The following is a 12749-nucleotide window of genomic DNA, read 5'->3' as shown; positions in this document are numbered from 1 at the left end:
ATTTTCAAACAATCCCTCAACCCTCGCCGGGATAGACCCCGCCAAGCACTTTGCCGAAGTGGGCGGCCACGTGATCGTTGCAGGAGCAGGACTTCTCGCGCAGGCTGTCGCGGTCGGACACGCTGATGCCGCCGCGCCGGGTCCGCACCAGGCCCTCGCGCTTGAAGCGCTGGAGCACGCGGCTGGCATAGCTGCGGCCGATGCCCATCATCGAGGCGAGCTGCTCCTGCGTCATCGTCACGTCGTTGCGCCCGATCCGGTCCACGGCGGCGAGCAGCCACTTGGCCGCCCTCTCCTCGATCGTATGCACGGCGTTGCAGGCGATCGACTGGAAGACTTGCGCCATCATGCAGTCGGCATAGCGCGTGAAGAGGTCCGCGACCGGCGGAGAAGTAACCTTCAGCTCGTCCACCTGGCGGATCGGGATGCGCCAGAACAGCCCCCCGTGCAGCACGCTGGCCCTGGCATAAGCGGGAAGGTTGCCATGGCTCACCACGCCTCCCAGCGCCCCTTCCCGGCCTACGAGGATAGTCTCCACGGAAATCCCGCTGTCGAGTTCCACGAAGTAGGAACAGACCGAGGCGCCGCGCGGCAGATAGCAGTATTCCACGCTGTCGCCGGGTTGGTAGATGACTTCCCCGGCGCGCATCTGCACTTCCGAAAGATGCGGTGCCAGACGCTCGAAATCGCCGGGCCGCAGCGCCCCGAGAAGATCGCTCTGCTCGTGGCTTGCAAGTGACGCCATTTTAGCCGGCTCCCTGATAGATCCATTGCCGTTTTGCGGCCAGGACACGCCGCAAGGCAGACAATGCGGGAGGCCGCTCGCGGTTCCCTTCCAATCTGTACAGAAATGAACAGACGTGCCCCTGCCGGATTGCTAACGTTCTTCAGGAACATTTCCTATACGGCCGTGTTCTTGTGCCCTGAGCGGGGGGCTCGCGCGCAGCGCCGTGCGCCATTCTCCCTGTTCGCCAAGCGCTTGTACGTACTAATTTCTAGGCCTACCGACTATGCAGACCGAGGATCAAACCCCTTTCGATATCGACCAGTTCCCGGCGCTGCGGGTGACCTTCGGCAAAGAACGGCCGGCCCGGGAAGAGCCAGATCGGCAGACCGGCGATACGGGAAATCAAGGCCTGTGACGGACGCGCCGCACCAGGTAGACCTTTCCACCTGCGATCTCGAACCGATCCACATCATCGGCCGGATCCAGAGCTTCGGCTGGCTGCTGTCGTTCTCCAGCGACTGGATCATCAACCACGTCTCGCTGAACTGCGAGGCGCTGTTCGGTGCCCCGGCGAGCGACATGGTGGGCCTGCCGGCCATGCAGTTCCTCTCCGCCGACGCCATGCACGAGGTGCGCACGCGGCTTCAGGTGCTGAGCGGCACCGGCGCCGTGGAGCGGCTGTTCGAAGTGGACCTGCTGGGCGACGGGCGCCTGTTCGACATGGCGGTGCACATTTCCGGGCGTTCCTATGTCCTGGAGATGGAACCCCACGAAGGCGGCCGCCGCCGCGACTTCGTGAGCTATGTGCGGCCGATGATCGACCGGCTGCGCCAGTCCACCTCGATCGAGCAGCTTTGCGCCAGCGCCGCCCGTCACTTGCGCGGGCTGACCGGCTTCGACCGCGTGATGATCTACCGTTTCGAAGGCGACGGCGCCGGCGAAGTCGTGGCCGAGAGCCTCAACGGCATGGTCGACAGCTTCAAGGGGCTGCACTTCCCCGCCTCGGACATCCCGGCCCAGGCGCGGCGGCTCTACACCCGCAACATGCTGCGCATCATCAGCGACGTGAACGATCCCACCGTGGCGATCCACCCCGCCGCCGATCCGAACGGCGATCCGCTCGACCTGTCGATGTCGGGCCTGCGCGCGGTTTCCCCGATCCATGTCGAGTACTTGCGCAACATGGGGGTGAAGGCCTCGATGTCGGTATCGATCATGCGGCGGGGCAAGCTCTGGGGCCTGATGGCCTGCCATCATTATTCGCCGCTGACGCTGTCCTACTCCGTGCGCACGGCCAGCGAGCTGTTCGGTGAATTCTTCGCCTATCTGCTGGAGCAGAAGGAAACCGACTTCGCGCTGGAGCAGCGCTCCGCCTCGATGCGCCTTCACGACGAGATGATGGCCCGCGTCGCGGCGGGGGGATCGATGCTGGAAGGGTTCGAGGACTTCTCCGAATCGATCCGCCGGGTCATTCCCTTCGACGGCATCATCGGCTGGGTGGACGGGCGCTTCGTCAGCCACGGGGCCACCCCCGGCGAGGCGGAGTTCTCGGAACTCGCACGCTTCCTCAATACCGCCGGTGCCAGCACGGTATGGTCCACCGATGCGATCGGCACCGTCTTCGCCCCCGCGCAGGCCTGGGGCGACCGGGCGACGGGGCTGCTCGCCCTGCCCGTCAGCCGCAGCCCGCGCGACTACATCGTGCTGTTCCGGCGCGAGCAGCTGCGCGAGGTCAACTGGGCGGGCAATCCCGAAAAGGCGATCGAGCTGGGCCCCAACGGCGCCCGCCTGACGCCGCGCAAGAGCTTCGAATTGTGGAAGGAAGAGCGACGCGGCCATTCGCGCCCCTGGACCGAAGAGGAACGCCTCGCCGCCGACGCGCTGCGTGTCACCCTGCTGGAAGTGGTCCTGCGCCTGGCCGACGCCGCGCATGAGGAGCGCGAACAGGCCACCCGCCAGCAGGACATGCTGATCGCGGAACTGAACCACCGCGTGCGCAATATCCTGAACCTGATCCGGGGCCTCGTCACCCAGAGCAAGGAAGGCGCGAGCACGATCGACGAATTCGCCGAGATCGTCGGCAGCCGCATCCATGCCCTCGCCCGCGCGCACGACCAGGTGACGCAGAAGGACTGGACGCCTTCCTCGCTCTACGACCTGATCCGCACCGAGGCCGCCGCCTATGCCAGCCACAGCGCCGACCGCGTGGTGATCGACGGCCCCGACGCGCTCGTCGCGCCCAGCGCCTTCACCACGCTGGCGCTGGTGTTCCACGAACTGATGACGAACTCCTGCAAGTACGGCGCCCTGGCGGATTCGCGCGGCACGGTGACGATAACGCTCAATCGCGGCGACGACGGCTCGCTGGAGATCGACTGGCGCGAGGCGGACGGTCCGCCGGTCAAGCCTCCCACCCGGCGCGGCTTCGGCTCCACCATCATCGAGCGCACGATCCCGCACGAACTGGGCGGCTCGGCCTCGGTGATCTACCCGCCCGAAGGCATGAAGGCGCTGTTCCTGCTGCCTGCGGACCATATCGCCAGCTTCGAAACGCCCAGCCCTTCCGAGAACAAGCCCCCGGTCGAAGTGCCCTCGGCGGCCGATCTCGCCGGGGCCTTGCAGGACGGCATCGCCCTGATCGTCGAGGACAACGTGATCATCGCGATGGAAGCCGAAGACGTGCTGCGCGGGCTGGGCTTCAACGATTGCCGCATCGCCGGCTCGGTGCGGACGGCGCTGGAGATCGTCGAGGGCGGACAGGTCTCCTTCGCCATGCTGGACATCAACCTGGGCAAGGACACCAGCGAGCCGGTGGCACACGTGCTGCTGGAACGCGGCGTGCCGTTCATCTTCGCCAGCGGCTATGGCGAACGCTCGCTCACCACGGGTCCGTTCAAGGCGATGCCGGTCGTCACCAAGCCCTATGGCGAGCGCGAGGTACGCGCCGCGATCGGCAGGCTGCATCGCCGTTGATCGGCCGGGGCGCCGGAACCCTGGTCTCCGGCGCCCGTTCTTTCCTGTACAGAACATGCCCCAGGAAGGAGCACAGACCATGGCCGACGCACAAATCTTCAAGGATCTCAAGGCGGATCACGACCGCCATCGCGACATGCTGGCCCGCTTGGGCGAGACGCAGGGCGACAGCCCCGAGCGGCGCGAGCTGTTCGAAGCCCTGCGCCGCGAACTCCAGGCCCATGCGGCGGCGGAGGAAGAATCGCTTTACGCCACCATGCTGGCCTGTCCGGAACTGCGGGACGAGGCGCGCCATTCGGTTTCGGAGCACAAGGAGATCGACGATTTCCTCGGCGAGCTTCTGGACATCGACATGGCATCGGGCGCCTGGCTGACCAAGTTCAAGGACATGCGCCATCGCTACCTGCACCATATCGACGAGGAGGAAGAAGAGATGTTCCCCTCCGCCGCCGATACGCTCTCCAAGGAAGCGGAGCGGAAGATGGCCAAGACCTTCGAGAGCCGCAAGCCAGCGGAACTGGCCCTGGCCGCCGAGCAGAAGCCCGGCGACGAACGCGAGTGACCGGCCCGGCCCCCCTGAAACGCCTTTCCGGACCCCCGGGAACATCCGGGGGTTCGGAGACGTTGCTTCGTTAACAACCAGGAGGAGACCTGCCATGGAAAGCCACGTTCGCGAGAGGTTCTGGAAAGCCTTTTCCGCCAGCCCGTTCATCATGATGAAGCTCGATGCCGCGCATGGCCATGCCGAGCCGATGACCGCCCTGCTCGACAAGGAAGCACATCACGCGATCTGGTTCTTCTGCAAGCGGGACAATCGCATCGGCGCGGGCGGCCGGGCGATGGGCCAGGTCATGACCAAGGGCCACGACGTTTTCGCCTGTCTGGCGGGTACCCTCGTCGAGGAAACCGACCGGGCGGTGCGCGAGCATCACTGGAGCAACGCCGTCGAGGCCTGGTTCCCCAAGGGCAAGGACGATCCATCGATCGTCATGCTGCGTTTCGAGATCGACGATGCCGAAGTCTGGACGTCCGACGTGGGCATCACCGGGCTGTTCAAGCTGGCGACCGGCGGCACCATCGATCCGTCAAAGGCTGGCGAGCACGAAGTAGGCGCGGTCTGAATCCCTCGTCGACCGTCTGAACCGTGCTCCCGGGGGGCGCGAAGGCCAGCCCCTTCGCGCCCCTTCTTCTTTAAAACTGAAGTAGGAATGCCGATCAGAGAAAGGAGCGGGACTGCTTGAGCACCATGTTGCACACCGTCTTGCGGACGGATTTCGGCATCTTGTCGAGCGAAGTGGTTACGTTGTTGCCGCTGATCAGGGTGCCGGAAGCACCCGCCTTGTAGGCATCGGACTGTTCGGCCACGTCCGGCTTCTTGGCAAGCAGCCCATAAACCGAATTGCCCTCCACCGCATCGACCAGTTTTTGCTTCATGCAATAGCTGAGCACGCCGGTGGCATTTCCCACGCCGGTACTGGCGACGTCGGGAAGCGCCGAAGAGGCGATGTTTCCGGGGATCTGGGCCTGCGCGGCGGTGGTCGCGACACCCATGGAAATGAGGAACGAGCACGAGGCGAAGAGCGAAAGCGAGACGGGGGGACGATGCATTCGGCGGCTCCCTGCAAGCGACGGCCCGGAACGGTGCCGTGCCTCCGCACCATAGCATCCCGGCCTCGGCCCGTCAGGTCCGAAGCGTCAGGCCCGCGCCAGGGGCGCCAGTTCAAGCGGCCGATTGTTTTCCGGACAATCGGCAAGGGCATAGGCGATCGCGGAAAGGATCGCCTGCCGTGAAAACGGCTTCTGCACGATGCCCACGGCAGTGGGCGCCGGCGTATCGATCTGTCCGGGATTGGCCGTCACGTAGATGACCCGCGACCCGAAACGCGCCGCAAGGTCGCGCGCCACCGAGGGCCCGGTCAGGCCGTCGCGCAAGTTCAGGTCGACAAGCGCGATATCGGGCGCTTCTCCCCATGCCGCCACCGAGGCGGCATCGGGAAAAGTACCCAGGACGGCATGGCCGCCATCGGCCAGGATATCCTCAAGTTGCAGCGCGACCAGAAATTCATCTTCGACGATGAGGATCTTGGCGCTGCGGGCCATCATCGGGTCCAAGACACGGACATCCCTGAAATTGAGACCGCAAGCGGCGTTCCAGACGCGATCTCAGGCCGCGATGGCATCCTGTTCGTCCGCATTGGCGATCTTGACCAGCTCTGCGAAGAAAGCGTCGATCGCCTCGCCCTTGAGCACGAAGTTGTGGCGGAAGTCCGGAAGCTGGCCGGATTCGATGACCTTCGACAGCATCGCGCGGGCGCGGCAGATGCGGCTCTTCACGGTGCCGAGGGCAATGCCGCAGATGCGGGCGATTTCCTCATAGGAAAGATTGCCGGCAGCCACCAGGATCAGCGCTTCGCGATAGGTTTCCGGAATTGCCGTCAGTGCGCGCAGCACGTCGGCCAGTTCGATGGCGCTTTCCTGGCTGGCTTCGGCGCGCAGGATGCGCTCGGCCGCCAGTTCGTCGTACTCGCCATGGAAGCGGGCGCGGCGGGCCTCGCTATAGAAATGGTTGCGCAGGATCGTGAAGGTCCAGGCCTTGAAGTTGGTGCCGGCCGCATAGCGTTCGCGCGCTGCCCATGCGCGAAGCATGGCTTCCTGGGCGAGATCGTCGGCCCTGTCGCGGCAACCGCAAAGGCCGCGTGCGAAAGCGCGAAGGTGCGGCGCCACTTCGGCAAGCGCGCGCTTGAAATCACGATCGCTGAGGGCTGCGACGGGCGCGGCTACGGCCATGACTTCTGCGTTTTCGGCGCCGGCGCTGGTTTCGGTTGCTGCGGACATTGCGTTCCCTCCTTGGCTGGCCACATTTCGTGACCGGTCGAATTGGCAAACGCGACTAATGCACACAAAGTTCCTGAAGCGACCAAACGGAGAACGGTTCCATGCCGTTTTCCTCGTCTTTTCCGGGATGAAGCGAGGCGGAGGCGCGATTTGCGGTGAAACCCTTCCGCATTTTTTCGTTCATCCTGGGAACATCCCGGCGCCGTAAACTTTGAGGCCTCCGTTCACTGATGTGAACGGAGGCCTCCGGGATCGGGTCACCACCGGTTTGCGGGGGGTGGGGGAGCCAGTGGTGACATCGATCAAACGAGCGATCGTCCTATTGGTTCCCGCCCACCCGGGCTTTGTGAGAAAAATTTTGAGGTTGCCCTGCCACCGATGCGACGTCAGAAATCGATGTCAGTTCGGGAGGGGAAGCGGGCCACCGATGCGACGAAAACACGGGAAGAAGACTTCCCACGAGCCGAGGAATTTCGATGTCCGTCTCTGACCAGATCGCCATCCAGCTACCCTATCTGCGCCGCTATGCGCGCGCGCTGACCGGATCGCAGCATTCGGGCGACACTTATGTCCGCGCCACCCTTGAAGCCGCCCTGGCCGACAAGGTGCTGCGCGAGGATATCGCCCGCAGCCGCGCCGCACTTTATGGTGCCTTCACCCGGATCTGGGCCACCGGCCATGTCGAGGAGCCGGGCCTGGAAGGCGAAGGCGGCCAGCATGAGCAGGCGGCGCAGACCCGCCTCGCCACCATCGCGCCCACGCATCGCCAGGCCCTGCTGCTGACGACCGTCGAGGAATTCTCGCGGGAAGATACGGCCCGCATCCTGGCGGTATCCCCGGAAGAGGTCGACGCCCTCGTCGCGCAGGCCATCACCGAGATCGAAAGCGAAAGCACGACCGACGTTCTCATCATCGAGGACGAGCCGTTGATCTCGATGCAGTTGGAAGGTCTCGTCAGCGATCTCGGCCATCGGGTCGTCGGCACTGCCGCCACCCACGCCCAGGCCCTCGACATCTTCGAGCGTTCGCCGGCCGGACTGGTGCTGGCGGATATCCAGCTCGCCGACGGTAGCTCGGGTATCGAGGCCGTGGAAGACCTCCTGAAATTCGGCGACGTGCCGGTGATCTTCATCACCGCCTATCCCGAACGCCTGCTCACCGGCGAACGGCCCGAGCCGACCTATCTGGTGACCAAGCCCTTCCAGGAAGCCACCGTGCGCGCCGCCATCAGCCAGGCGCTGTTCTTCGGATCGAGCAAGCCGCTGGGTTAAGCGCTCCGATCGAAGCCGAAACAATAAAAACCCCGCCGGAGCACCGGCGGGGTTTTTTGGTATGCAGAGTGAAGTGGAAGCCGGGTATGGCGAAAGCTACTTGCGGTCGTTCCTCAGCGCGAATTCGCGGCTTGCCCGCACCGGTACCTTGAGGCGGCATTCCACGCCTTCCGGCTTGAACCGGAGATCGACTTCGGACTTGAGTTCGTGCGCAACGATCTTCTCGATGAGATCGCGACCGAAACCGCGCTTGGCCGGCTCGCGAACCAGCGGACCGCCTTCCTCGCGCCAATCCAGCGCGGCCAGCTCCGGGGTTTCGAGCATCCAGTTGACATGGATACGCCCGCCACTGGCGCTGAGCGCACCGTATTTCGCGGCATTGGTGGCCAGCTCGTGGATCGCCAGCCCCAGCGACATGGCATCGTTGGGAGCCAGCAATATCTCCGGCCCCGACAGTTCGACGTGGCTCTCGTTGCCCTCCATATAGGGCGCGAGTTCCGAGCGCACCACGTCGCCCAGCGCGGCATGGGTCCAGTCCGATTGCGACAGCAGATCGTGCGTGGCGGATAGCGCGCGGATGCGGGCGGTGAGGCTTTCGGTGAAATCGTCGATATCGGTGGCCCGGCGGCGGGTCAGGGCCGCGATCGAAAGCACGTTGGCCAGCGTATTCTTGACGCGGTGGTTCAGTTCGCGGGTCAGCGAGTTGCGGATCGCCGCCTGGCTTTGCAGCCACTCCAGCACCATGCGGTCCTCTGCGGCGCGGCGGGTGATCAATCGGCCGATCGCCATGACCATCAGCGAGGCCAGCGCCCCGAAGAACAGCGTGATCCGCGATGCGGTGGACAGCACGCCGCTCTTGCGGTCGCTGATCACGACCACCCAGGTATGGCTGCCCAGGTCGATCCGGCGCTCCATCTGCGGCCCGGCAGAGCCTTCGGCATGACGCTCGGCCAGAAGCTTCTCCGGCTCCACCGCCGCGTCGTAGACGGCGACGTCGATATTGTTGTTGCGATAAAGCTCGCTGGCCGATTCCAGGAAAGTCTCGGCGCGGAACGGGCTGAACACGAAGCCCTTTACCTGCCCGCCGGACCGCGGCGCGATCACCGGCATGTAGATCAGGAAGCCCGGCGTCTGCTGCTTGCTGCTGACGTCCTGCACCAGGTGGACTTTGCCCGATGCGACCGGCTTGCCCAGCTTCATCGCCCGCTCCATCGCGGTACGGCGGATGTCTTCCGACAGCATGTCGTAGCCGATCGCCGCGCGATTGGTGCCGTCGTCCGGTTCGAGGAAGACGATCGGCGCGGCGTTGCGCCGGGACAGGTCGGGGCGCGGATAGACCAGGAAATCGGGACGTTCGGTGCGCTGGACCGACAGTTCCAGATCGGAGAGCCGGTTCACCGGCACCAGCGGCGCCCAGCCCATCCCCAGCGAGCCGTAAAGGTCGCCTTTGCCCTGGAGATCCTCGGCAAAGGAGCGGAACTGCGCCGCGCTGACGGTTTCCTGTGTGGCGAAAAGGGCAGCGCCGGCTCTCAGCAGAGCGATGTTTTCGGTCGCGCGGCGCTGCAACGCGGAAGAAATCTCGGTGAGATTGCGGTCCAGCTCGACCCGACGGGTCTGCCGGTCGGCACGCTCGATCGCCATGACCGAGACGGCCGTGGTGATCGACGCAATGATGAACAGAAGAAAGGGCCAGCCGCGCGGATACCTGTGGAACCACGCCTGCTTCTGCACCCTGTCGAGCAAGGCTTGGTCAATCACCGGAAATCCACGCCATTTGAGCCGCGCCGCATCGTTCCTCAAGAGCATCGCCATGCTCCGGAACATTCGCAAGCGAGCCCAGGACAAGACTTTGTAGCAAAGGGAACCAAGACCGACCTCGATTGTTCCAACGAAAACGACGTTCGGTTGCCTTGCCGGCGATAGGACAGCGGACAAGCCTGCCATCGACGGCACCGCAACGCGGTTGCAGCATGACTCTTGACCCGCTCCCGGCCAGCAAGCAAGTGTCCAGGTTGCGATGGAGTCAAAGTTGAATCAATCCGAAGGAAAAGGCGCTGAACACCGAAGCGCCCCGCAAGGGGGCGAATCGGTGACGCCGGGCCTGCCGCCGGAAACCCGCAGGGACGGCGAACCCGGCTGGGCCGGAGGGTTGAGGAAGCTTTATAACTCCGTGGTGGACGAACCGCTTCCGGACAGCTTCAAGGATCTCCTCAAGAAGCTGGACGGGGCGGACGATGCCTGACGGCGCCAAGGCTTCTCCTTCCGGTTCTGATCCCCAGCGCCCCGATCCCAGCATTCCACGCTCTGGTGACGAGGAATTCCGCAAGGAACTTCTGACCGTACTGCCGCATTTGCGCGCTTTCGCCAGAGGTCTGTCCGGACGGCCGGATTTCGCCGACGACCTCGTGCAGGAAGCGGCGATCAAGGCCTGGACGGCGCGGGATCGCTACACCGCCGGCACCAACATGCGCGCCTGGACCTTCGCGATCCTGCGCAACCATTACTTGTCCGAGCTGCGCAAGAGCAAGCGGCAGACCGACCTCGACGAGGGCGCAGTGGAACGCATGCTGGTGATGGAGGCGGACCAGGAAGGCCCCCTGCATCTGGGCGACATGGAGGCGGCCTTGCAGAAACTGGCGGCGGAGCGGCGCGAGGCCGTGCTACTCGTCGGCGCATCGGGGTTCAGCTACGAGGAAGCGGCGGAAATCGCCGGCTGCCCGATCGGGACCATGAAAAGCCGCGTGGCACGCGCCAGGGCCGACCTTGCGCGCATGCTGAACGGCGAACCCGAACTGCTGGAGATCGGTGGACGGCGCCCGGGTTGAAAAGCCGCCCGTTTTTAACAACAGGTGCCGGGGTTAGCCGCGCTGGCCTCGAAAAAGCGTCCTGAAAAGCAAAAGGCCTCCGCTCTGGTAGAGCGGAGGCCTTTTTCATCGATGCCGTTCGGCTCAGCCCGGATAGGTCCAGGGCGTGCCGCGGTCGAAGTTCTCCGATGCGAACTGCCAGTTGAGCAGGTTCTCCAGAACCGCCTTAACATAGGCCGGACGCTTGTTCATCTGGTCGATGTAGTAGGCGTGCTCCCACACGTCGACGGTCAGCAGCGGGTTCACGCCCTTGACCAGCGCGCTGTCGGCGTCATGGGTGGAGATGACCTTCAGCTTGCCGCCTTCGACAACCAGCCATGCCCAGCCGTTGGAGAAGTGGTTCACGGCCTCGTTCGAGAGGGCTTCGAGCAGCGCGTCCAGCGAACCGAAGTCGCTCTCGATCGCGGCTAGGAGGGCTTCGCTGGGGGCGGTCTTCTCGCCGGTCAGCGAGTGCCAGTAGAAACCGTGGTTCCAGGTCTGGGCGGCGTTGTTGAACAGCGGGCCCGAGGCCGACTTGGTGATTTCCTCGACCGACTTGCCCGCGTTGTCGGTGCCGTCGATCGCTGCGTTCAGCTTGTCGACGTAGGCCTTGTGGTGTGCGCCGTGGTGGATTTCGAGCGTCTTGGCCGAGACGTGGGGTTCGAGCGCATCCTGCGCATAGGGCAGCGGCATCAGCGAAATGGTCATGGCTGTCTTCCTGTTTCAGGTTATCAAAGGCTTGGCCGTCAACGCCTCCGCAGGAACGGGCGGCGCATCGAACGTATCGGACTTTCCGGGGCTATGTCTGCCCTCTTGCCCGACAATTCAAGCACCTATTGGCGGCATTTTTTAGGGAAGCGCGGGCTTCAAACGAAAGAAGGATGGCGAAGCCGCCATCCTTCCTGTTTCGCTGCCCTGCTTTTCAGCAAGGGCGGGGATTCGCGGCGGGTCAGTTCTGCTTTCTGATCTCGTCCGCCTTGTTTTCCAGCGCATCCGACTTGGCTTCGCCGGCCGCCTCGACCGCATCGGCCTTTTCCTGCACGGCTTCGGAAGCGGCGCCGGTCATCGTGTCGGCCTGATTCTCCAGCGCGTCGGCTGCGGCATCCGACGATTGCTCGACCGCATCGGCCTGCTGCTCGGTGGCGTCGTCGGCCTTGTTGTTGCAGGCCGCAAGACCCAGCGATCCGGCGGCAACCACAGCAATCATGGCGAGACGCGAAGTGTTCATGGCTTTCATCTCAGGCTTCCTTATCCCTGTTGAAAAGGGCGCGTTTCGTTTGGAGGACGCGCCAGCCTCCTTGAACAAATGATCCGATTGCATCGGATCATCTGCTCCAAACTTCTGTTTTAACGCATTTTCCGAGTCATCAGATGATTCCATCTGATTGGAAAATGCTCCTTTGGCGACCCGGAAAACCGCGCCGCGACAATCAGTTTAACGGATCGAGCCGCGACGGAAAAGGTTCACGATCGCCAGAAGGACGATGGCACCCAGGAACGAAGCGAACAGCGACATGATGTCGAACGAACCGCTGGTGATCGGCGCGCCGCCGATCAGGGGCGTCACGATCAGACCGGCGATCAACGCGCCGACGACGCCGACGACCACGTTCAGGAACACGCCCTGCTGCGCATCGGTGCGCATGACGATCGAAGCGAGCCAGCCGATGACGCCACCGACCAGGAGAATGAGAAGTAGAGTCATAGTCGTTTCTCCGAAATTGTGTCGTTGGCGGAATAACGATGTTGCGGGATCAAGGTTCCGCACGCTTCGTCACCATTGTGATCGCGCCTCTCCCACAACCCGTTCCGGGGCCTCCCGTTTCGGCCTCTCGCCCGCCCTGACGGACCTTTCACGCCGCGCGCCGGTTTCCCCTGAAGATGCATTCCAACCGCCATGCAGGAAGGAGCCGCCATGCAGGCAATTCGACGGGACCAGCTGCTTTCCGCCGCAGCCTCTGCTGCGATCGTCGGCGGCGGTCTTGCCGGTCTGGTCCTTGGGCTTGGCGTCGACCTCCCGCTCATACCGGCGCGGGCGGCGCTGACCGCGATCACCACCGTGCCGGCCAAACCGCCCCCACCCCCGCCCCCGGCAGAACC

General features: G+C 64.2%; 15 protein-coding genes and 1 pseudogene. 8 read left to right on the top strand and 8 right to left on the bottom strand.

Features of this window, described 5'->3' with window-relative positions:
* Window positions 1–16: 16 nt before the first annotated feature.
* Window positions 17–745 carry a Crp/Fnr family transcriptional regulator gene (locus tag ACI3K3_RS17960; RefSeq protein ID WP_404916111.1) on the bottom strand — a complete coding sequence of 243 codons (729 nt, stop codon included), beginning with the start codon at window positions 743–745 and terminating at the stop codon, window positions 17–19.
* A gap of 265 nt (window positions 746–1010) precedes the next feature.
* On the opposite strand from ACI3K3_RS17960, the gene ACI3K3_RS17955 reads away from it, so the two are divergent.
* The 4 genes from ACI3K3_RS17955 (at window position 1011) to ACI3K3_RS17940 (ending at window position 4821) form a co-directional block, all read left to right on the top strand.
* Window positions 1011–1142: a hypothetical protein gene (locus tag ACI3K3_RS17955; protein ID WP_404916109.1), complete on the top strand. Its 132-nt coding sequence runs from the start codon at window positions 1011–1013 to the stop codon at window positions 1140–1142.
* Entirely contained in the window at window positions 1139–3700 is a 2562-nt protein-coding gene (locus tag ACI3K3_RS17950; protein WP_404916107.1) for an HWE histidine kinase domain-containing protein, read from the top strand. The genes ACI3K3_RS17955 and ACI3K3_RS17950 overlap by 4 nt, the downstream gene beginning before the upstream one ends.
* 79 nt (window positions 3701–3779) lie before the next feature.
* Window positions 3780–4262, top strand: a complete 483-nt coding sequence (locus ACI3K3_RS17945; protein WP_404916105.1) for a hemerythrin domain-containing protein — start codon at window positions 3780–3782, stop codon at window positions 4260–4262.
* Window positions 4263–4356: 94 nt separating this feature from the next.
* Window positions 4357–4821: a pyridoxamine 5'-phosphate oxidase family protein gene (locus tag ACI3K3_RS17940; protein ID WP_404916103.1), complete on the top strand. Its 465-nt coding sequence runs from the start codon at window positions 4357–4359 to the stop codon at window positions 4819–4821.
* Window positions 4822–4915: 94 nt separating this feature from the next.
* Here the strand turns inward: ACI3K3_RS17940 and ACI3K3_RS17935 are convergent, their stop codons facing one another.
* The 3 genes from ACI3K3_RS17935 to ACI3K3_RS17925 form a co-directional block, all read right to left on the bottom strand.
* Window positions 4916–5308 carry a DUF2501 domain-containing protein gene (locus ACI3K3_RS17935; protein ID WP_404916101.1) on the bottom strand — a complete coding sequence of 131 codons (393 nt, stop codon included), beginning with the start codon at window positions 5306–5308 and terminating at the stop codon, window positions 4916–4918.
* A gap of 87 nt (window positions 5309–5395) precedes the next feature.
* A complete protein-coding gene (locus ACI3K3_RS17930) occupies window positions 5396–5800 on the bottom strand; it encodes a response regulator (RefSeq protein WP_404916099.1) in 405 nt (134 codons plus the stop codon).
* Window positions 5801–5863: 63 nt separating this feature from the next.
* Window positions 5864–6487: a sigma-70 family RNA polymerase sigma factor gene (locus ACI3K3_RS17925; protein ID WP_404916151.1), complete on the bottom strand. Its 624-nt coding sequence runs from the start codon at window positions 6485–6487 to the stop codon at window positions 5864–5866.
* A 524-nt stretch (window positions 6488–7011) separates the two neighbouring features.
* Here ACI3K3_RS17925 and ACI3K3_RS17920 point away from each other — a divergent pair.
* On the top strand, window positions 7012–7806 hold the full coding sequence (locus tag ACI3K3_RS17920; protein ID WP_404916098.1) for a response regulator: 795 nt from the start codon (window positions 7012–7014) through the stop codon (window positions 7804–7806).
* Between the two features lie 96 nt (window positions 7807–7902).
* Here the strand turns inward: ACI3K3_RS17920 and ACI3K3_RS17915 are convergent, their stop codons facing one another.
* Complete coding sequence (locus ACI3K3_RS17915) at window positions 7903–9564, bottom strand: CHASE domain-containing protein (RefSeq protein WP_404916096.1); 1662 nt, start codon at window positions 9562–9564, stop codon at window positions 7903–7905.
* Window positions 9565–9835: 271 nt separating this feature from the next.
* Between ACI3K3_RS17915 and ACI3K3_RS17910 the strand changes: the two genes are divergently transcribed.
* Both ACI3K3_RS17910 and ACI3K3_RS17905 read left to right on the top strand, forming a co-directional pair.
* Window positions 9836–10048 (top strand): NepR family anti-sigma factor, encoded by a 213-nt coding sequence (locus ACI3K3_RS17910; RefSeq protein ID WP_313439128.1) that lies wholly within the window; start codon window positions 9836–9838, stop codon window positions 10046–10048.
* Window positions 10041–10631, top strand: coding sequence for a sigma-70 family RNA polymerase sigma factor (locus tag ACI3K3_RS17905; protein ID WP_404916093.1), 591 nt, complete (start codon window positions 10041–10043; stop codon window positions 10629–10631). The genes ACI3K3_RS17910 and ACI3K3_RS17905 overlap by 8 nt, the downstream gene beginning before the upstream one ends.
* 123 nt (window positions 10632–10754) lie before the next feature.
* Here ACI3K3_RS17905 and ACI3K3_RS17900 read toward each other — a convergent pair whose 3' ends face one another.
* The 3 genes from ACI3K3_RS17900 to ACI3K3_RS17890 form a co-directional block, all read right to left on the bottom strand.
* Window positions 10755–11357 carry a superoxide dismutase gene (locus tag ACI3K3_RS17900; protein ID WP_313439122.1) on the bottom strand — a complete coding sequence of 201 codons (603 nt, stop codon included), beginning with the start codon at window positions 11355–11357 and terminating at the stop codon, window positions 10755–10757.
* A 241-nt stretch (window positions 11358–11598) separates the two neighbouring features.
* Entirely contained in the window at window positions 11599–12030 is a 432-nt protein-coding gene (locus ACI3K3_RS17895; RefSeq protein ID WP_404916091.1) for a hypothetical protein, read from the bottom strand.
* A 54-nt stretch (window positions 12031–12084) separates the two neighbouring features.
* Window positions 12085–12354 carry a GlsB/YeaQ/YmgE family stress response membrane protein gene (locus ACI3K3_RS17890; protein WP_313439116.1) on the bottom strand — a complete coding sequence of 90 codons (270 nt, stop codon included), beginning with the start codon at window positions 12352–12354 and terminating at the stop codon, window positions 12085–12087.
* Window positions 12355–12564: 210 nt separating this feature from the next.
* Here ACI3K3_RS17890 and ACI3K3_RS17885 point away from each other — a divergent pair.
* Window positions 12565–12749: pseudogene (locus tag ACI3K3_RS17885) on the top strand (energy transducer TonB); the annotation flags it as partial.

This window comes from Novosphingobium sp. ZW T3_23, assembly GCF_044987305.1.
Lineage (GTDB): Bacteria > Pseudomonadota > Alphaproteobacteria > Sphingomonadales > Sphingomonadaceae > Novosphingobium.
The sequence above is the reverse complement of the archived record's forward strand: the minus strand, read 5'-3'. Positions and strand labels throughout refer to the sequence as shown.